Annotated in this window: 21 protein-coding genes; 15 read left to right on the top strand and 6 right to left on the bottom strand. The window is 38.4% G+C overall.

The window, feature by feature from the left end:
- Window positions 1–132: 132 nt before the first annotated feature.
- The 5 genes from AC4BHA_RS14025 (at window position 133) to megL (ending at window position 5251) form a co-directional block, all read left to right on the top strand.
- Complete coding sequence (locus AC4BHA_RS14025) at window positions 133–1125, top strand: Gfo/Idh/MocA family protein (protein ID WP_066108319.1); 993 nt, start codon at window positions 133–135, stop codon at window positions 1123–1125.
- Between the two features lie 177 nt (window positions 1126–1302).
- A complete protein-coding gene (locus AC4BHA_RS14020; RefSeq protein ID WP_225983642.1) occupies window positions 1303–1599 on the top strand; it encodes a phasin family protein in 297 nt (98 codons plus the stop codon).
- A 40-nt stretch (window positions 1600–1639) separates the two neighbouring features.
- On the top strand, window positions 1640–3316 hold the full coding sequence (locus tag AC4BHA_RS14015; protein ID WP_490558819.1) for an ABC1 kinase family protein: 1677 nt from the start codon (window positions 1640–1642) through the stop codon (window positions 3314–3316).
- A gap of 14 nt (window positions 3317–3330) precedes the next feature.
- Window positions 3331–3813 (top strand): Cys-tRNA(Pro) deacylase, encoded by a 483-nt coding sequence (gene ybaK / locus AC4BHA_RS14010; RefSeq protein WP_490558818.1) that lies wholly within the window; start codon window positions 3331–3333, stop codon window positions 3811–3813.
- A gap of 253 nt (window positions 3814–4066) precedes the next feature.
- Complete coding sequence (gene megL, locus AC4BHA_RS14005; RefSeq protein WP_490558817.1) at window positions 4067–5251, top strand: methionine gamma-lyase; 1185 nt, start codon at window positions 4067–4069, stop codon at window positions 5249–5251.
- A 28-nt stretch (window positions 5252–5279) separates the two neighbouring features.
- Here megL and AC4BHA_RS14000 read toward each other — a convergent pair whose 3' ends face one another.
- Window positions 5280–6416 (bottom strand): amidohydrolase, encoded by a 1137-nt coding sequence (locus tag AC4BHA_RS14000; RefSeq protein ID WP_066108308.1) that lies wholly within the window; start codon window positions 6414–6416, stop codon window positions 5280–5282.
- 168 nt (window positions 6417–6584) lie between these two features.
- On the opposite strand from AC4BHA_RS14000, the gene AC4BHA_RS13995 reads away from it, so the two are divergent.
- Window positions 6585–7160: a beta-class carbonic anhydrase gene (locus tag AC4BHA_RS13995; RefSeq protein WP_066108306.1), complete on the top strand. Its 576-nt coding sequence runs from the start codon at window positions 6585–6587 to the stop codon at window positions 7158–7160.
- A gap of 576 nt (window positions 7161–7736) precedes the next feature.
- Here the strand turns inward: AC4BHA_RS13995 and AC4BHA_RS13990 are convergent.
- Window positions 7737–7952 carry a YczO family protein gene (locus AC4BHA_RS13990; protein WP_066108303.1) on the bottom strand — a complete coding sequence of 72 codons (216 nt, stop codon included), beginning with the start codon at window positions 7950–7952 and terminating at the stop codon, window positions 7737–7739.
- A gap of 59 nt (window positions 7953–8011) precedes the next feature.
- Window positions 8012–9136, bottom strand: a complete 1125-nt coding sequence (menC, locus tag AC4BHA_RS13985; protein ID WP_490558816.1) for an o-succinylbenzoate synthase — start codon at window positions 9134–9136, stop codon at window positions 8012–8014.
- 148 nt (window positions 9137–9284) lie between these two features.
- Here menC and AC4BHA_RS13980 point away from each other — a divergent pair, with 148 nt between their 5' ends.
- From AC4BHA_RS13980 to AC4BHA_RS13960, 5 genes are all read left to right on the top strand, one after another.
- Entirely contained in the window at window positions 9285–10925 is a 1641-nt protein-coding gene (locus AC4BHA_RS13980) for a M20/M25/M40 family metallo-hydrolase (protein WP_066108300.1), read from the top strand.
- Window positions 10926–11016: 91 nt separating this feature from the next.
- Window positions 11017–11175 carry a hypothetical protein gene (locus AC4BHA_RS13975; protein WP_175354311.1) on the top strand — a complete coding sequence of 53 codons (159 nt, stop codon included), beginning with the start codon at window positions 11017–11019 and terminating at the stop codon, window positions 11173–11175.
- Between the two features lie 332 nt (window positions 11176–11507).
- Window positions 11508–13766 (top strand): formate C-acetyltransferase, encoded by a 2259-nt coding sequence (gene pflB / locus AC4BHA_RS13970; protein ID WP_139892733.1) that lies wholly within the window; start codon window positions 11508–11510, stop codon window positions 13764–13766.
- 99 nt (window positions 13767–13865) lie between these two features.
- On the top strand, window positions 13866–14615 hold the full coding sequence (pflA, locus tag AC4BHA_RS13965) for a pyruvate formate-lyase-activating protein (RefSeq protein WP_066108295.1): 750 nt from the start codon (window positions 13866–13868) through the stop codon (window positions 14613–14615).
- A 151-nt stretch (window positions 14616–14766) separates the two neighbouring features.
- Window positions 14767–15012, top strand: a complete 246-nt coding sequence (locus AC4BHA_RS13960; protein ID WP_066108292.1) for a DUF2164 domain-containing protein — start codon at window positions 14767–14769, stop codon at window positions 15010–15012.
- 187 nt (window positions 15013–15199) lie between these two features.
- Here the strand turns inward: AC4BHA_RS13960 and AC4BHA_RS13955 are convergent, their stop codons facing one another.
- Window positions 15200–15658: a C40 family peptidase gene (locus AC4BHA_RS13955; protein WP_066108289.1), complete on the bottom strand. Its 459-nt coding sequence runs from the start codon at window positions 15656–15658 to the stop codon at window positions 15200–15202.
- Between the two features lie 427 nt (window positions 15659–16085).
- Between AC4BHA_RS13955 and motA the strand changes: the two genes are divergently transcribed.
- The 3 genes from motA (at window position 16086) to AC4BHA_RS13940 (ending at window position 18426) form a co-directional block, all read left to right on the top strand.
- A complete protein-coding gene (gene motA / locus AC4BHA_RS13950; RefSeq protein WP_066108286.1) occupies window positions 16086–16901 on the top strand; it encodes a flagellar motor stator protein MotA in 816 nt (271 codons plus the stop codon).
- Complete coding sequence (gene motB / locus AC4BHA_RS13945; RefSeq protein WP_490558815.1) at window positions 16870–17637, top strand: flagellar motor protein MotB; 768 nt, start codon at window positions 16870–16872, stop codon at window positions 17635–17637. Before motA ends, motB begins: the two co-directional genes overlap by 32 nt.
- Window positions 17638–17907: 270 nt before the next feature.
- Window positions 17908–18426 (top strand): type 1 glutamine amidotransferase domain-containing protein, encoded by a 519-nt coding sequence (locus AC4BHA_RS13940; protein WP_066108283.1) that lies wholly within the window; start codon window positions 17908–17910, stop codon window positions 18424–18426.
- A gap of 46 nt (window positions 18427–18472) precedes the next feature.
- Here AC4BHA_RS13940 and AC4BHA_RS13935 read toward each other — a convergent pair whose 3' ends face one another.
- Together AC4BHA_RS13935 and AC4BHA_RS13930 are read right to left on the bottom strand one after the other, a co-directional pair.
- On the bottom strand, window positions 18473–18706 hold the full coding sequence (locus AC4BHA_RS13935; protein WP_066108582.1) for a DUF1128 domain-containing protein: 234 nt from the start codon (window positions 18704–18706) through the stop codon (window positions 18473–18475).
- A 53-nt stretch (window positions 18707–18759) separates the two neighbouring features.
- Window positions 18760–20115, bottom strand: a complete 1356-nt coding sequence (locus tag AC4BHA_RS13930; protein WP_066108579.1) for an alanine/glycine:cation symporter family protein — start codon at window positions 20113–20115, stop codon at window positions 18760–18762.
- 201 nt (window positions 20116–20316) lie between these two features.
- Between AC4BHA_RS13930 and AC4BHA_RS13925 the strand changes: the two genes are divergently transcribed.
- Window positions 20317–20736, top strand: a complete 420-nt coding sequence (locus AC4BHA_RS13925; RefSeq protein ID WP_140462155.1) for a YtxH domain-containing protein — start codon at window positions 20317–20319, stop codon at window positions 20734–20736.
- Window positions 20737–20739: the final 3 nt, after the last annotated feature.

Here is a 20739-nt window from a genome sequence, read left to right as displayed (position 1 = left end):
TTATGTAGCGTTCGTAATTATAAAAAATTCTTATTATAGGTAAGCATGCTCCTTTATTGGGGTACTAGTAAGAATATAATGGCACTTTTGAAATTATGATTTTTATTTTGGTAGGCGAGGGAGAGGTTACTTATGAATCTAGCAACAATTGGTACTAGTAGCATTACAGAACAATTTATAGATGCAGTTTTAGAAAGCGATGGTCTTTATCTAAAGGCGATTTATTCAAGAAATTTGGATAAGGCATCTCGTTTTGCGAATAAGCATGAGGTCGATCTTGTTTTTAATCAGCTGGAGGAACTAGCTAAATGTAAGGAAATCGATATTGTCTATATCGCTTCTCCGAACTCATGTCATTTTGAACAAGCGGTTTTAATGTTAGAAAACGGGAAACATGTCATATGTGAAAAACCGTTATTCTCTAATGTGGCAGAGCTGGATCAGGCATATCAAATCGCTAAAAGGAATAACGTCTATCTTTTTGAAGCCATCAGAACCCTTCATACACCCAACTTCAAGTTACTGCAGGATAATATTAGACGAGTGGGGAGAATTCGTAATATAAACTTACAATATATGAAATACTCTTCCAGATATGATCAACTACTGGAGGGGGAGATTCCTAATATTTTCTCAGCTGATTATTCAGGTGGTGCTTTGGTGGACCTAGGTGTTTATCCTCTTGCCATGGCCTTCGCCCTTTTCGGAAAACCTATCTCGACCAGCTATACTCCAGTTATGCTTGATAGTGGCGTTGATGGAGGAGGAACACTAATCCTCAAGTATTCTGATTTTGTATGTACAATTGTTTGCTCGAAAATAGTTAATTCCTATGGGTCAAATGAAATTCATGGGGAGACGGGGAATATTATCTTTCCTGGATCAGGAACCATTCAAAAGCTTGAGTATATTGATAGAGAAACAAAAGTGTGCGAACCCTTTTCAATTCCTCAAAAAGAGAATGATATGGTGTATGAAATTGATACCTTTATCGATATTATCAACCATGATAAACAGCCAGATTATCAAAAGCTAATTGAGATTAGTAGAGGGGTACTGGAAATTACAGAGTACTCCCGAAAAGAAAGTGGAATTGTATTTAGTACAGAAAGAGAATCTGAATAATTTTTTAATAGAAGGCTACCGGCAGGGCGGTCTTCTATTTTTTATAAGCAGAGATGTTTATTAATTCAAAAAAAATACACAATTTATAGGTTTGTTTTAATTAAGGGGTGGAAAGGTAATAGTGGGAAAAACTTTGCTTTATTCTATTAATCATAAGTTCAAGGAGGAGAAGTGAGCATGATTAGGGACATTATAAACAAAACGTTTTCTATGGGAATTGGAGCAGCTGTAACAAGCAAGGAACAAATTGAAAAATTAGTGGATGAATTGGTGAAAAAGGGTGAAGTAACTCAGGCAGAATCTAAATCAATGGTGGAAGATCTAGTGAAAAAGGGTAATGAAGCCCGGACAGAATTTGAACAACAAATTAATTTAAAGGTTAAGCAACGTCTGGCAGAAATGGATCTTGCCACAAAAGAAGACATTGCACGATTGGAAAATCGAATTGCTTTGTTAGAGGAGAAAAATCAATAACAACACAAGTTTATGAATGAGCAGGTTAGGGGGGAAGCAGATGCTTGAAAAGAGAATACGTCACTTTAATCGGTACCAGGATATCATCCGTGCAATGATTCATAATGGATTTGGATCCATTGCCAAAGAACTGGGATTATCCGATATGCTACCGTTTGGAGGGCAGTGGACGTTTGAAGGCAAGGAGGTTAAAAATCGGCCGGCTGCCGAGCGGATTCGTGCCATTCTTGAGGAATTGGGCCCGACTTTTGTAAAGCTTGGGCAGATGCTGAGTACAAGACCTGATATCGTTCCTCCTTCCGTTATTTTGGAATTGGAAAAGCTGCAGAATCATGTGCCTGCCTTCTCCCCTGAAGAAGTCAAAAAGATTATCGAATCGAATCTGGAAGCAACAATTGATGAACTGTTTTCCGACTTTACAGAAGAAGCATTGGCTGCGGCTTCTATTGGTCAAGTACATAAGGCTGTTCTTCATACAGGGGAAGAGGTCGCTGTAAAGGTGCAACGCCCTAATATCCAGGGTAATATTGAGACAGATCTAGAAATCTTGCATAATATTGCTAGATTGGCAGAAAAGCGATTCAGCTGGGCTAGAGATTATGGCATAAGTGATATAGTGGATGAATTTTCTCAATCCTTACATCAGGAACTGGATTATGGAATTGAGGGAAGAAATTCCGAAAAAATAGCTAATCAATTTATCGATAATGACATAATTAAGATACCATCTATTTATTGGGACTACTCTACTAAGCGAGTATTAACGATGGAATATGTAGAAGGTATTAAAATAAATGAAATCGAAACGCTAGATGAACTTGGGTTTGACAGGCAACTAATCAGTGAGCGCTTTACGGATGCGATGATGAATCAAATCTTAATCAACGGTCTGTTTCATGCAGATCCACATCCAGGCAATGTTCTGATTCAACCTGGAAATCGAATTGTTTTGATTGATTTCGGTAATATTGGACACCTGGATACACGGATAAAGTATGCATTTGCAACATTGATTATTGCCTTAAAACGAGGTAATACGGATAGTGTCATGCGTGCAATCCTGAAGCTGGGCTTCACACCTGATGATATCAATTATGATAAACTGCGATCTGATGTAGAAGAAATTATCGATAAGTATTATGGTCATCCTTTAAATACTTTAAATATGAGTGAAGCAGTGAATGACTTCTTTACATTAACCTACTTACATCATATCCGTATCCCATCTGATTTGACTATGCTGGGTAAAACCTTCCTTGCAGTTGAAGGTGTTGTAGAAACTTTGAATCCGGAATTCAATATTATTGATGTAATTGAGCCGTTTGGGGAGAAGTTGATTAAAGAAAGACTGAAGCCTAAAAACCTGGCGGACTCCTTGTGGAACAAAGTGGTGGAATACTCGGATATCCTGGACGAAATGCCTCGCAATATAAATGAATTGATGAAGAAGCTGAAAGAGGGTAAATTTCGTGTACAAATTGAGGTGCCGCAACTAAATGTGTTCCTTGGTAAAATGGATAAGGTCGTGAACCAGCTTTCCTATGCGATTATCCTCTTATCCTTTAGTATTATTATGGCAGGCTTGATTATAGGGTCATCATCTAGAGGCAGCGGTTCTATTTTATGGCAAGTGCCTATTATTGAAATTGGATCCATTATCGCAACCTTAATGGTACTGTATTTACTGTATTCAATTTTTAAATCGGGCAGATTTTGAGAGGAAGTTTTTAAGTGGGAAATGTGAAGACGAATGCACTGCGCATATTAGATCAAAAAGAAATTGAGTATGAAATATTTCAATACGAAAATCGCGATGGGAAAATTGATGGTATTTCCGTTGCAGAGAAGATAGGCCAGGATTATCGTCTTGTCTATAAGACTCTCGTTACCATTTCAGGGACTGGCTCTGTTTATGTATTTGTGATTCCTGTAGATTCAGAGCTAGATTTGAAAAAAGCAGCTAAAGTTTCTGGTGAAAAGAAAGTTGAAATGCTGCCTATGAAAGACATACAAAAATATACGGGGTATATCCGCGGTGGCTGTTCACCGGTTGGGATGAAAAAGCAGTATAAAACATACATAGATGTATCAGCTGAAATTCAGGAAAAAATTATAGTCAGTGCAGGAAAAATAGGAGTGCAAATGAAAGTAAAGGTTGCTGATTTACTTACATCAGTAGTAGATGGCGATTTTGCTGACGTTATACATGGGTGAAAGGTCTGATTAGGGCCTTTTTTTCTTGTAATTTAGGGAGATTAGTAAACAGATACACCGGATTTAATAAGTATTGGGTCCTTATTTTTCTCTGTATGAAGTGATGAGTTCTATTTAATGTTGGGTCAGTAGTTTGTATGTAATGAAAGTCGGGTTTTAAAATATCTGGATAAGACTGTTTACAATTTTTGGGTGAATGCCATATGATAAAGTGGGGATTGAAATTTTTTACATTTGAAATAGGGGGAGCTATATGAATAAGAAATATACCCACTTTGAAACTGCAGCTATCCATGCCGGATATGATTCAAACGAACATCAAGGAAGCCTTTCTATGCCAATCTATCAAACTTCCACCTTTACATTTGAATCTGCTGAACAGGGGGAACAGCGATTTGCCGGTACAGATAATGGATTTATCTATTCGAGATTAGGCAATCCAACCGTACGCTCATTAGAAGAGAAGATAGCAGTATTGGAAGGAGCTGAGGAAGGAATTGCATTTGGGTCTGGTATGGCTGCTGTATCAGCTGTTTTAATGGAACTTACCAAGGCAAATGACCATATTCTATGCTCACTCGGTATTTATGGTTGTACATTCGATTTATTAGTCATGATGAAAGAGAAGTATAACATCCATCATGACTTTAGTCCGATGGAAACAGAGGAACAAATACAGGAGTTAATTAAACCTGAAACAACGTGTATATTTGTTGAAACGCCAATAAACCCAACTATGAGAGTCATTGACTTGGAAATGGTGGCACGGGTGGCTAAAAGAAATGGGATCCCCGTCATTGTGGACAATACATTTCCTTCGCCATACTTGCAACAGCCCCTTCAGCTGGGATGTGACATAGTTGTACACAGTGCAACAAAATATATTTGCGGACATGGGGATGTTGTAGCGGGCTTGGCTGCGGGTTCCCGTGAATTCATATCACGAGTTAGAAAAACAATGTTAAAGGACGTCGGGGGAATTATGGCGCCTTTTGATGCATGGCTATTGTTAAGGGGAATCAAAACCTTGCCAATTCGGATGGACCGTCATAGCGAAAATGCTCAAAAAATTTATGAGAAGCTTAAAGAACATCCAAAAGTTGAGCGGATTTATTATCCTGGAGATAAGCAAAACGTTGGATATGAGGCAGCTATGAAACAAATGCGTCAGCCAGGAGGGATTATCGCTTTCGAAATAAAAGGCAGTAAAGAGGATGCACAAGCCTTCCTTAACAGGATGAAGCTTATTAAAATTGCAGTCAGCTTAGGTGATGTTGAAACATTGATTTGTCACCCGGCTTCAATGACTCATGCTATTATTCCGGAATCTGAACGATTGGAAATGGGTGTTACAGACCAATTGCTGCGTGTATCCGTTGGATTGGAAAACTGGCAAGATCTATGGGGGGATATAAAACAAGCGCTGGGAAATGATTAGGTATAACTATAAAGGGGCTGAATCTTTATTATAGAGATTCAGCCTTTAACGTATGGAGAATAGCTCTTGTTAGGATTTCGATGCCTTCTATTATACAGGAACGATCAAATGTCATATTTGGGTGATGAAGTCCGGGAGTTAAATCAGCACCAAGTGCCAGCATGGTTGCTTTTATGGAAGGGCGAAGTTTCGTATAAAAGTGAAAATCGTCACTTCCGGGAGTTAACACTGTAGGGCTTAATGCTTTATGCCCCATTGTATCCAAAATAGCTTTTTCCATAAACTGAGCCGCCTTGGCGGAGATGATGGAAGCCGGTGTATCTGGATATGGTTCTAGTTGGATATGAATGCGGAAGATTGATTCTAATTGAGCAAAGGTTTGCTTTATTTGCTCTTTAATGATGTTCAGGTCTTCATTTGATTGAGCCCTGGCATCAATTCCAAACAAAGCAGTACCTGGTATAACATTTAAATTTTCATTACCTGTTTCGAATCTGGTGATTTTGATGGAATGTGGTTTCATCGGCGACAGTTTAATTTGTTGAAGCAGCTGATGCATCATAATTAGGACATCTATTGAACTTGTCCCTAAGTGAGGCCGCGCTCCATGTGCATCTTCTCCAATGATTTTTCCTGAAAGATGGTAGGTTGCCCCATGATTGATCGCAGGAGCTGCCATGCCAAGAGGCAGCTCTTCTATTGGACGAAGATGGAGACCGTATAAATAATCAACGTCATCTACAATTCCAAGATTCGTTACAGCCTTGGCACCTTCACCCGTTTCTTCTGCCGGCTGAAAGATAAATCGAACTGTTCCTTTTTCTTTTTCAGTCTCAGTCAATTCTTTGAGCATCAAGGCTACACCCAAAACGATTGACATGTGCGCATCATGTCCGCATGAATGATTAGCTCTAAAGGTTCCATCACATTCCTGCCAAAGGGCATCCATATCCGCTCGTAAAGCAATGACTGGCTTGCCGGAGCCTATTTCAGCAGCTAAACCGGGAAATGAGGGGAAAGCGTTACACTTAACCCCTTCTTCGATTAATCGCTTTTCAATAAAGGCTGCAGTTTCATGCTCTTTCCAGCTTATCTCAGGATGTGAGTGTAAATATTCAAAAATGGAATGTATATAGGGTTCAAGTTGCCTAAGTTTTGTCTTCAAAGTATATGGATCCTTTCATTAGTTGTCCGGCAATACTGTTTAGTAACCTGTTATGATAGTGTACGCATCTTTTGTTGAAAGTTTCCTTCGGATGAAATTGTATATTATTTCAACTATTATAAATACTTAGGTACAATGGATTTAAGGCTGTATGAAGGGGAGAAATAAATGAATACATTAGATGAAATTCTTGCTTATAATCGTGAATTTGTAAACAAGGAAGAATACTTGCCATATGAGACCACTAAATTTCCCGATAAAAAAATGGTTATAGTAAGCTGTATGGACACCAGGCTGGTTGAGTTGTTACCAAAGGCCATGAATATTGCTAACGGAGATGTCAAAATTATAAAGACTGCCGGGGCAATCGTAAATCATCCATTTGGCGGTGTGATGCGTTCCATCATTGTGGCAATTCATGCATTGGGAGCAAGAGAAGTATTTATTGTAGGCCATGAGGATTGCGGTATGGCTGCCATGGATCCAAATCAATTGATTGGACAAATGACTGATAATGGAGTACCTAATGAGACCTTTTCTACTTTGGAGCATGTAGGAATAGATGTGAAGCAGTGGGTTAAGGGCTTCTCTAATGTCCATGAAAGCGTAACGGAAAGTGTTAATCTGGTTAAGAATCATCCGTTAATGCCTGCATATATACCAGTAACGGGAATGGTTATTCATCCATCGACCGGGGAATTATCTGTTGTCGTCAATGGATATGAAAAAGTGAAATCGGAATAAGTTTATTAATGAATGACGTGGGGACACGTCATTTTTTGATTAAAGGGACTGCGACATATTAAAGAATAGTTAGTATTAGACATTTGTTGAAGTCCTTTAACGATAGGGACTAAATACGACGAGTTACATTAAAACTCGTCAATCATGAATCCGCATCGAATAGGTGCTGCGTAAACATGAATAGCGGGTTTTTTATTTAAATCTGCACTAATCCATCCAGTTTTTCAACTAGATTATCAAGTTCATTAAAGCTATGAGAAATACCGGTTATTAGCTGGTTTTGCTCTTTGATATTAGCGAGAATCTCCTGTGAGGATGCAGAACTTTCCTGTGTAAAGCTGGATATTCGGATAATCTCTGTTGCAATCCTTTGAGATTTGGCTGTAAGCGGATTGAGTATGTTTTGAACTTTATTGGCCTACTTAGAACCCCCCCCTTGTATAAGAAATATAGAGGGTCTTGGATGACTTTTTGAGGAATATTTTTGAATTTAATTACGGAGTTTACAGAGGGATATTAGCTAGGGGATTTTTGGAAAGGCGAAATAAATAAGAGCCAGATAAACTGGCTCCATGCTTACTGTTTTTCGGGCTCGTATTTCTTTTCGCTGGAAGAAGTGCTCTTCGTAGCAGTCTTATCTTTTTCTTCAAGATTTTCTTCTCGTAAATCTTCGATAGGAATGGTGTCTACATGCTGTTCATCTTCAAATCTATCGAGCATATGCTCTTTGTCAGTCATTGAGTTTTCAGGATTGTCCATTTTTTTCTTCGATAATGGTTTTTCCTTTGTCATGTGTATTCACTCCCATTGTTCGTTTCTTATTCTATACCCCTATAGAATAAGAATACACATTATTTGGAAGTGAAGGACTCTTTGTGAGTTGAGTAATGGGCTAGCCATTTTCGATTAACTTCAAAACCCATTCCGGCTTGTTCAGGAACTTGAATGACACCGTTCTCGACAATCACGCTAGGGGACGTGATATCTTGCTCCCAATAATGGCTGGAGCTCGAAATGTCACCAGGCAGATTAACCTGTGGCATGGAAGCCAGTGCAATCGTATGGGCTCGGCTAATTCCAGATTCAAGCATACCGCCGCACCAAACGGAAATATTATTGGCTTCACAAAGATGAAGAATTTTAATGGCTTCTGATAAACCGCCGACTCGTCCAATTTTCAAATTAATCACTTTGCAGCTGCCCAGAGCAATTGCTTGTTTGGCGTTCTCGAATGATTGAATGCTTTCATCCAGGCATACCGGTGTTGTGATATGTTGCTGAAGAATGGCATGCTCATAAAAATCGTCAAAATGAAGCGGCTGTTCAATCATCATTAAATCAAATTCATCCAGCGCTTTTAGGAGGTCCATATCTGCTAAACAATAGGCTGAATTTGCATCAGCCATAATGGGTAGGTATGGGTATCTCCTACGAACTGTCCGAATAAGAGAGATGTCCTGACCGGGTTTGATTTTAAGCTTAATTCTCTTATATCCCTGCTCAAGGCTATGATCAATCAGGCGAAATAAATGCTCATCTGAGGTCTGCAGTCCAATACTAATTCCTGTTTCAATCTCATTTTTAGTTCCACCTAAAGCTCTCGATAAGGATTTATTATTTTTCTTCGCATATAAATCCCAAATTGCGCCTTCGAGAGCCGATTTAGCCATTGGATTTTTGCGAACAGGAGAAAAAAGATGCTGAAGTTCATCCGGATGATAGATTGGCTGCTGGATGAGTTTGGGGATTAAAAAATCTTTCATAATATGTGCAGCAGTTTGGAGTGTTTCCTCCGTATACCAAGGTTCTCGGAAGGCAACACATTCACCCCACCCAACCATACCGTCCAAATCAACCATTTCAATAATAATCATTTCTCTATCCTTCAAGCTTCCAAAGCTAGTAGTAAAGGAATTCTTTAGTTCCATTGAAATATAGTGGAGAGTAATCTCTTTAATATTGATAGAAATATCCATTGTACCCGCTCCTTTAATTGTAAGAATACCGTAACATATCTAATTAGCAACGGCAAAATAGAGAGCTATACTATTAATATTTAACTGAATATTCAATCAAATACTGCTATAATTTTAGAAAAAGATAGAAAAAGTGGGGGGATAAGGTATGGGTCATTGGAATACAAAGGAAGGGATTTTGGAGTTATTATACCGCCTTGTAAAAGTGCCAAGTGTAACGGGAACAAGAGGTGAGTTGCGTATGGAGGACGAAATTTCTGCGATCCTTAAGGAAATGCCTTATTTTCAAAATTACCCCGATCAAATATACAGAAAAGAAATTACAGGAGATCTATTAAATCGAAAAGCAGTTGCTGCGTTTTATCAAGGTAGTAAAACGAGTAAAAAAACAATTATACTTTTAAGCCATTATGATGTAGTTGGGGTTGAAGATTACGGACGCCTTGCACCGCTCGCTTTTTCACCATTGGAATGTACAAGTGCAATGGCAGAGGAAAACCTTTCAGTTGATGCCGAGCAGGATTTGAAGTCTGGAGAGTGGATCTTTGGAAGAGGAATTATGGATATGAAAGCCGGACTTGCTATTCAGATGGCTTTACTATCAGAAGCTGCCGAACATGGCAATTTGAAACATAACCTATTATTTTTAGCTACACCGGATGAAGAGAGATATTCGGCCGGAATGTTTGCGGGAGTTGAGTTGATTAAGGGACTCAAGGACCAATATCAACTGGATTTGGAAGTGGCCATTTGCTCGGAGCCGAGTTTTGGTGCATATCCAGGAGACCGTACAAAATATTTTTATACAGGATCTGTGGGTAAGTTATTGCCCTTAATTTTTTGTGTAGGAACTGAAACACATGTGGGCGAACCGCTTGAGGGCATGAATGCCGCCTGGATGGCAGGTGTGATAGCGGAAAGACTGGAGTTATCCTTAGCCTTTTTAGAACAAGAACGCGGGGAACAGAACCCTCTGCCTACGATCTTAAAATTAATGGATCTAAAAGAAGCATATAATGTCCAAACGCCAACTGCAGCATATGTACTAGCTAATATCCTTACGCTAAAGCAAAATCCGGAAGAAGTCATAAACAAGCTGAAAGATATTGGCGAAGAAAGCAGCAGGTATATAGAAGGACGGTTATCAAATATTTATGATTTACTTGGGTATGGAAGACATGGTTCAAGAAAACCTAACCTTAAGCCCAGTGTATATACTTATCAAGAGTTATTTGATAAAGGCTGTAGAGAATATGGCCATATGTTTATGAAAGAAATAAACGCAAAGATTGCATTGCTCGAACAGGACGCAGGCATGAATATGGCCAAATTAACAGCTGAAATTGCAGATGTAGTGGCAGCGTTTTTCAAATCAGAGGCCCCTTTTTATATGATCATGCTCGCTCCACCTTATTATCCACACGTTTATTTGGAAGATGATGAAAGGGATCAGAAAGCAAAAGGTATAGTAGAGCACTGCGTTAGGATCGCTAAAGAGAAATTTAATGAAGAAATAAAGATCATGTCTTATTTTCCAGGGCTTTCCGATGTAAGCTATTGCCGTTTACGTGATCGTGATTTAGTGATGCCGGTGTTAGAAAATGAAATGCCTCTATACGGGAAGGGGTATAATCTTCCGCTTTCTATTATTGGGGAATTGGATATACCAGCCGTAAATATCGGTCCATATGGTAAGGACGCACACAAACGTACAGAAAGGCTGCATATTCCATTTTCCACTGAGGTTGTTCCCAAATTGCTTAAACAAGTGGTCTATGGCTGCCAATAATGATGTTCTTTTTGTACTATATTGCCTCAACTTACCTGCCATAATTCTCGCCTTTCTGTAGAAAATGATAATAAGGGAAGGAGGTAGGATTATGGCGAGAGGTAAAGGTTTTAATCATAAACGTAAAAGTCATCCTGGGAATTTTCCTCACCATGCTGAAACGGGTGGAAATCAGGAACAACATACAAACCACGAACAATATATTGTGACGAAGGAAGCCTTTAAAAATAGATCAGACGTGCATAAATGACAGAATTGTTATATAATGGTATCTATAAAGGCATCTGTATTTAAGAACAGATGCCTTTTATAGTACAGTTTAGCTTTCAGAGTGGATTTTACTATAACAGTTTTATTTACTGTCAAGGGTTCCTGATATTAGAATTATTCGAAAATAGAAAGAAAAGATTGATTTAACAACGTTGTTTTTGATTTCACCAGATTGTCATAATTTACATGTTCACTTTTTCACATATAATGTGTATTATAAGAGTATAGAAAGCTGTTATATAATTTAAAAAAGCTGAACATCTAGAAATTTGAAATAATATTCCTGAACGTAATATTAGGAGGTAAAATAAAATGGCAATGGTTATGGATAATGTAACTAAAAAAGATGCATGGAGAGGCTTTGCTGGCGGAGATTGGCAGAATGAAGTTAACACACGTGACTTCATTATGAAAAACATCACTCCATACACAGGAAACGATGAATTCTTAGAAGGCCCAACAGAAGCTACAAAAGAATTATGGAAGCAAGTAATGGAACTTACTAAACAAGAACGTGAAGCAGGCGGCGTCCTTGATCTTGATTCTAAAATTGTTTCTACTATTACATCACATGGTCCTGGATATTTAAATAAAGAACTTGAAACAATTGTTGGTTTCCAAACAGATAAACCATTCAAACGTTCTCTTCAACCATTCGGTGGTATCCGTATGGCGGTAGCTGCAGCTGAATCTTACGGATTCACAGTAGATGAAGAAGTGCAAAAAATCTTCACTGATTACCGCAAAACACATAACCAAGGTGTATTCGATGCTTATACGGATGAAATGAAGCTTGCTCGTAAGGCTGGTATCATCACTGGTCTTCCAGATGCATACGGACGCGGACGCATCATCGGTGACTACCGTCGTGTAGCATTATACGGTGTAGACTTCTTGATCGCTGAACGTAAGAAAGATTTGAAAAACTACGGATTAAGAACAATGTCCGAAGAAGTTATTCGTCAACGTGAAGAATTAAGCGAGCAAATCCGTGCTTTAGGTGAATTAAAACAATTAGCTGAGATTTATGGTTATGATATCTCTAAACCAGCTACAAATGCAAAAGAAGCAGTACAATGGTTATACTTTGCTTACCTTGCTGCAATTAAAGAACAAAACGGTGCAGCGATGTCACTAGGACGTACATCTTCCTTCCTTGATATTTATATCGAACGTGACCTTCGTGAAGGCACATTAACTGAACAAGAAGCACAAGAGATCATCGATCACTTTGTTATGAAGCTTCGTCTTGTAAAATTTGCTCGTACACCTGATTACAACCAATTGTTCAGTGGAGACCCTACTTGGGTAACAGAATCAATCGGTGGTATGGCATTAGACGGAAGAACACTTGTAACGAAAAACTCTTTCCGTTTCTTGCATACATTAACAAACCTTGGACCAGCTCCAGAACCAAACTTGACTGTATTATGGTCTACGAAGTTCCCAGAAGGGTTCAAACGTTTCTGTGCAAAAATGTCTATCCAAACAAGTGCGATTCAGTACGAAAACGATGACATCATGATCAGAGAATACGGCGATGACTACGGTATTGCTTGCTGTGTATCCGCAATGCGTATCGGTAAACAAATGCAATTCTTCGGAGCACGTGCAAACCTTGCAAAAGCATTGCTTTATGCAATCAACGGTGGGGTGGATGAAAAACTTAAAATTCAAGTTGGACCGAACTTCAAAGCAATTACTTCTGACGTGTTAGATTATGATGAAGTTATGGCTAACTTCGATAGCACAATGGAATGGCTTGCAGAGCTATACATCAATACATTGAATGTAATCCACTACATGCACGACAAGTATAGCTATGAGCGTATTGAAATGGCATTACATGATGTTGAAATCCTTCGCACAATGGCAGCGGGAATTGCTGGATTGTCTGTAGTAGCCGACGCATTAAGTGCGATTAAATATGCACAAGTTAAACCAATCCGTGATGAAAATGGTGTAGCAGTTGACTTTGAAATCATCGGTGATTTCCCTAAATACGGAAACAATGATGATCGCGTAGATAGCATGGCTGTTGAGCTTGTTCGTAACTTTATGACTAAATTGAAAAAGCATAAAACATACCGTAGCTCTGTGCACACACAATCCATTCTTACAATTACTTCTAACGTAGTATATGGTAAGAAAACTGGTAACACTCCAGATGGACGTCGCGCTGGCGAACCATTCGCACCAGGTGCGAACCCAATGCACGGACGTGATACAAAAGGTGCTCTAGCTTCTCTATCTTCTGTATCTAAGCTTCCATACGATTGCTCTTTAGACGGTATTTCTAACACATTCTCTATGGTGCCAAAAGCACTTGGACGTGAAGAAGAGCAACGTGAAGCGAACCTTGCTGCAATCTTGGATGGTTATGCTTCCAAGGAAGGTCACCACTTGAATATCAACGTATTCAATCGTGACACATTGCTAGCTGCTATGGAACATCCAGAAGAGTATCCACAATTAACAATCCGTGTATCTGGATACGCTGTTAACTTCATCAAGTTGACTCGTGAGCAACAAATTGACGTTATCAATCGTACGTTCCACGAAACTATGTAATATAGAAGTACTTGTTACTAGGAGGTCTCCCTGTATTAGCAGGGAGACTAACTTTTAACTTCCAATTGGATATTTTTAGAAAAGAAAGGATGGGATCTCATGACAACATATGGAAATATACATTCCGTTGAAACATGCGGCACAGTAGATGGCCCGGGGATCCGCTACATTGTCTTTACGCAAGGTTGTTTGTTGCGCTGCCAATATTGCCATAATGCCGATACGTGGTCAATTGGAACAGGCAAGCAAATGAGTCCTGAAGAAATCGTTAAAGATATTGAATTATATAAACCATTCATGGATGCATCAGGCGGGGGAGTTACCGTCAGCGGCGGAGAACCGCTATTGCAAATTCCTTTTATTATAGAACTGTTTAAATTATGTAAGGAAAGAGGAATTCACACGACCATTGATTCCTCAGCTGGCTGTTTTTCGAGATCACCAGAATTTTTAGAGCAATTCGATGAACTGCTTGAATATACAGACTTAATCCTACTGGATATTAAACATATAGATAGTAAACGCCATATTAAGCTAACTGGTAAACCGAATGAACATATTTTGGATTGTGCCCGTTATCTTTCTGACAAAGGACAACCGGTTTGGATTAGACACGTACTAGTTCCAACGGTTAATGACCAGGATGAATACTTGGAAAGAATGGGTCAATTCTTAGGTACACTTAATAATATTGAAAAGGTAGAAATCTTACCATATCATCAATTAGGTGTTTATAAATGGGAAACACTTGGCTACAAATATCCACTGGCGGGAATCCAATCTCCTAGTGATGAACAAGTAGAGCATGCCTACAAAATGCTAACCAAGTATATGAAAAAGCCAGCTTGAAAAGTAGAGCGAAGACTAAATTAAATAATTAAAGGCACAAACAATAGGTGTTGCGCTTAAAAAATAGTAGGATAAACCACATGAAGGTTTATATCCTACTATTTTTTTGTTATAAATGAAAGATAAAGTAAATTTCAAAGGAGGGGTACAATTGCTAATCAATTGGAAAGCAGAAGATAAAAGATGGATAATTGGTCAAATTCAACAATATTTTCAAAAAGAGCGTGATGAAGAGATTGGAGAACTGGCTGCTGAGAATATTTTGGAGTTTTTCACAGAAACGTTAGGACCTCATTTTTACAATGCTGGAGTGAAGGATGCAGGGAAACATGCTGAAGCATATGCTGCACGCTTGGAAGAAGACTTATACGCATTAATGCGACCAATAAAAAAATAGATGCTTTAAAAACCTTCCTGAAAAGAAAAGGAGAGATCAGAGTCTATAGTGAAATACCATCAAGTGAGATGCTGACTGGTTAAGACAGTATGCAAGCTATACTCGATGAAAAGGTCTACACTTTTTACAAGTGGGTAAAAAAAAGGCAAAATAAAAAGGCGAAGGATGTCCGCCTGGAAAATAGAGTTTATATTCTTTTAGCACCTACATAACGCTTCTTCCAATATGAAGAGCTTAATGAATCTATTTTTACACCTTTAGATACAGAGTGAATGACTTTGTTGCTGCCAATATAGATTGCTACATGGGAAACTCCTTTTCCAGAAGTATTAAAGAAAACTAAATCACCTTTTTTTAACTTAGATTTAGCGATCTTTTTCCCCTGTTTATACATACTGGTTGAGGTCCTTGGAAGTTTCTTTCCTGCCGCTTTTTTGTAGGTATACCCCACAAAACCAGAACAGTCAAATCCTTTAGGTGTTGTTCCGCCGTATCGATAAGGCGTTCCTACATATTTTTTCCCGGTTGAAACAACTTTGTTAGCTTTACTTGTCGAAATAGCGGCTGAGGCTTTAGATTCAAATGGTCCAAATGGCACAAGCGTGGATGACAGAAAAATAGCAAGAGCAATAATTATTTTTTTCATAGTGACCCCCGAAATGTTTTTTTGGCAGCATTGGTAAATCTTACCGCCTTTTTCTCTACTTTTTTACTATAACTAAAATACTAGTTTCTATGGTTACAGCATTATTGAATTTAATTTACAAAAATATTACAGAAATTTGGTTACTTCGACATATTTGTTAAAAAACCCCATATTATATTCATGGAAGATTAAATGATAGAGGGGATAAAGTTAAGTCATTCTCCTCAGAATTGCTATTGCAAGGTATCTGTAATTGTTGATTCAACTCTTAATCGATTAAAAAAAGTGATGTTTTCATCACTTTTTTTTATGTCTTTTTACCTAAAATTGATTCTCATATCTTTTTAAAAGCTTATTAGTGTTAAGGAATTTATTGAAATGTCGATACTAGAAGAGATAAAAGAATAGTAGAAAACGGGTGAATTATATGGACAAGTCTTCAATCATAGGGATTATGTTGGCCATCGTTTCAGTAGGTGTTGGAATGGTGCTTAAAGGTGTTGATATCGCAGTTCTCGTCAATCCAGCTGCTATATTAATCATTTTCTTAGGAACGGCTGCAGCTATATTAGTTGCTTTTCCAGTTAATGAATTGATTAAGCTTCCTAAGCTATTTGTCATCATTTTTTCAGAAAAAGCAATGGTCTCAACGGAAGAATTAATTCATACATTTTGCGATTGGGCACAAACAGCTCGTAAAGAAGGTTTGCTGGCGCTAGAAAAAATTTCAGAATCAGTTGAAGATCCGTTTTTAAGGAACGGCTTGAATTTGGCGGTTGAAGGACAAAGTGCAGATTATATTCGCGACATCCTTTCAGAAGAAATAGATGCCATGGAGGAAAGGCATGCTGTTGGGGCTCAGATTTTCACACAGGCTGGTACCTATGCTCCGACCCTCGGGGTATTAGGTGCAGTAGTAGGATTAATTGCAGCCTTGGGCAATATGAGTGATACAGAGATACTGGGCCATGCCATAAGTGCAGCATTTGTTGCTACATTGATGGGAATCTTTACGGGATATTTATTGTGGCACCCGTTTGCGAATAAATTAAAGAGAAAATCTAAACAGGAAGTACGTATTAAAGAGATGATGGTAGAAGGTATTCTATCTATATTAGAAGGTGAAGCACCAAGGACAATAGAGCAAAAACTATCTTCTTATTTACCTGCTGCGGAAAGGAAGAAGTGGTTGGAAGGCGAGATGAGAAACAATGTCCAGGCGAAAAAAGAAATCTCAGCATGAGGAGCATATGTCCGAATCCTGGCTGCTCCCATATAGTGACTTATTAACCTTATTATTAGCGTTATTTATTGTCTTATTTGCTATGAGTTCTGTAGATGCCCAAAAGTTCTCTGAACTATCACGAGCCTTTAATAAAGCATTAGATGGAGGAACAGGTGTTTTTGAGCATCCGAGCCCAATGCCTGAAGGGATGATGACAGAAACAGACCCAGAGAAATTTGATGGGAAAGAGGAAGAAGGAACAGAGGAAGCCAGTCCTGAATTGGAAGAATTAAAGGTAGTCCAGGAAAAAATAGATACTTATATTAATGACAGTCATTTAAAAACCAATTTAGAGACATCTCTGACAGAGGAAGGGTTGCTGTTAACCATTCGTGATAATGTATTGTTTGACTCGGGGATCGCAATGGTCAGAGAGAGAGATGAAATAATTGCTAAGGAAATATCTGAACTGCTTGTAATGGAACCACCCAGAAATATTATCATTAGCGGACATACGGATAATGTTCCGATTCGTAATGCAGAATTTGAGTCAAATTGGGAATTAAGCGTTATGAGAGCTGTTAACTTTATGAAGCTTCTTCAAGATAATAAAAAATTAAAACCGGAATGGTTTAGTGCAAAAGGCTTTGGAGAATTTAAACCAGTATCGCCTAATACCATTGACAGTGGGCGGGAGAAAAATAGACGCGTAGAAATCCTCATCATGCCCCGTAAAACATTAATTGGTGAGTAGTGGATTATCCGTTAAGTTGGTTAATGAATTTAGAAGGGGTATCTGAATTTAGATAGGATGAGGCTTAGTTCAAAAATTTTGGAGACATTGGAAAATAGTGAAGTCTATTAGGGAAATGTGGAAATCTTTAAACGAGTGACTTGGGCAGTGTGAATATCATTCACACTGTTTTTATATTCCTTGATTACATAAAAGAGAATGTTTATGAAAATTTTGCCGAGGGAAAGATGAAACTGTAACTATTATTTTTCAAAAAAGGAGATTGATAGTATGAGTAAAAGAATTGCATGTGTCATAACGGATATGTTTGAAGATGTAGAATATACAGACCCTGCTAAGGCTTATAAGGAAGCTGGTCATGAAGTAGTAACCATCGGCTTTGAAAGTGGACAAAATGTTGAAGGTAAGCAAGGAAAAGAAACGGTGGAAATTCAAAAGGGCATTGATGAGGTAAAAGCGAATGAGTTTGATGCTTTATTTATTCCGGGTGGATTCTCTCCTGACATTTTAAGAGGAGACGATCGTTTTGTTTCTTTTGCCAAGGAATTCATGGACGCAAAGAAACCAGTATTCGCAATTTGCCATGGTCCGCAATTGTTGATTACTGCAAAAGCGCTGGAAGGAAGAGATTCAACAGGTTACAAATCAATTAAAGTTGATCTCGAGAATGCAGGTGCCACTTATCATGATGAAGAGGTATTTGTATGTGGAGAACAATTAGTAACAAGCAGACAGCCTGATGATATCCCAGCTTTCAACAGAGAATCCCTTGCATTGCTGTCCAAATAAAATGAAGCTCCTCTGTTCAATGAACAGAGGAGCTTTTATTGCCTATTTACTTTCTCAATTTGCCAATCTCTTCGACAATTGCTTGCATTTCACTAGGGCTGAAGCGGTCCTTGGACATGACCATTTCATATATCTCCAGTAAATCCTCATAGGAGCTATCATTAAAGCTGTCTGCACGCATAGCTGAACTGTTGATCATTTGTAATTTTTCTTGGATGCCATTAATCATAATTTTAATATTCTCAGTGGATTTAACCGATAAATCTGCCACTTCATTCATCCCTTCCGCACTAGATAGAAATATCATTCCATGGAATTCGCTATCTGTCAAATTCAAGTTTCAAATGTCTTTCTCTGCTTATTTTGTTTTTCACTATTAATAATTCTGATAATGATTTTTGTTTCAGCTATAATCACAGCTGAAAGTCCGAGGAGGCCAATCAAGTTAGGAATTGCCATTAAAGCATTCATAATATCAGCAAAGCTCCAAACAAGATCAAGGGAGCTTACGCAGCCAATAAAAACAGCTAAAACAAAAACGATTCGATAGCTAATCACGGTCCTATCTCCAAATAAGTAGGAATAGCATTTCTCACCATAATAAGCCCAACCAATAATTGTGGAGGCAGCAAAGAAAATTAACCCGATTGAAACGATGTAGGAACCAACAGGACCTAATAATAAATCAAAGGAGACGGATGTCAGTTCTGCTCCTTCTAATCCACTATGATATTGGTCTGCCATTACAAGTGAAATTCCTGTTATTGAGCAAATAATGATTGTATCAATAAATACTTGCGTCATTGATACAAGTGCTTGTCGGGCAGGAAAATCCGTTTTAGCCGCAGCTGCCGCAATCGGAGCTGACCCTAAACCAGCTTCATTCGAAAAGACACCTCTAGCCACACCCCAACGGATTACAGTACCGATTGCACCGCCAGCTACTGCCTGTCCAGTGAAGGCATCTGTGAAAATCAGTTTAATTGCATTTGGAACGAGTTCAGCATTTAAGATAAGAATTAAGATTCCGCAAATTAAATAAAAGGCGGCCATAACCGGTACAAAATAGGAGGTGACTTTACCGATGCTTTTAATGCCTCCGACTAACACAAGAGCGGCAAAAATAGTCAGGACAATCCCGGTTACCCAGGTTGGGATGGAGAAAGTATCATGAATCGTGTTGGCTACTGAATTAGCTTGGACCATATTACCGATTCCAAAAGCTGCAATCGCACCGAAAATCGCAAAGGCGACGCCAAGCCATTTCATTCTCAGCCCTTTTTCTAAATAATACATAGGTCCACCTGACATTTCACCATTAGCATTTACGATTCTGTATTTAACCGCAAGTACTGCTTCTCCGTATTTCGTCGCCATACCAAAAAAGGCAGCAACCCACATCCAGAAGACGGCCCCTGGTCCACCGCTGACGACTGCTGTAGCCACTCCAACAATATTCCCAGTTCCGACTGTTGCTGCAAGAGCAGTCATTAAAGCCTGGAAATGGGAAATATCTCCGTCCGATTTTTTATCCTGGCTTTTAGTGAAGGCCAATTTTAATGAATAAGGCAATAATTTAATTTGTAAAAATCCAATTCGAAATGTTAAATAAATACCTGTACCAACAATTAAAATTAAGAGGGGTGGCCCCCAAAGAAAATTACTTATTGTTTCTAAAAGTACAGTCAAATCTTTTGAAAACTTATTCAAAAAGTCAATCAAGTAAATTCACCCTATCTGTATGTTGTTAATATTAAGAATATTCTTGAAACAATTTTGCGTCAAGATAAAAAATACTTAATTGCCATTTTATGTTTAGAATTCCGCTATTATAGGTAAATCAATAAATATAAGAATAAGCAAGTAAAATTAATTCGGGAGGGATAAATAATGAGTAGAAGCAGTCAAAAGAGCAATAAGCTATGGTTAGGAATTTTAGGTGGAGCAGCAGCAGGTTTTGCAATCAGCCTATTGGATAAGAACACTCGCAAAACAGTAATGACAGGCGGCCAAAAAATGATAACGAATGTTAAATCGATGGCTAAAGATCCGAATTCTATAGTGGAAAATGTGAAGGAGATGTCTGGTAAAATTCGTACAAACATAGATCAAATTGGTCAGGATGTATCTTTTATATCTGAAAAGGTAGATGAAATGAAAGAAATGCCACCGCAAGTAGCAGGGGTTATTAAGGAAACAAAAGAAGTACTGGTAGACAAAAAATCTTCTGATGGTTCGGCTTCTACGACAGAGAACAGTAATACTTCCTCTGTATCTGATGATATAAGTACCACTTCTACGCGCAAATAAAGT

The sequence above is a fragment of the Pradoshia sp. Z3_51 genome, from assembly GCF_058215915.1.
Note: the sequence above shows the minus strand (reverse complement) of the source record. Positions and strands in the feature narration are given on the sequence as shown.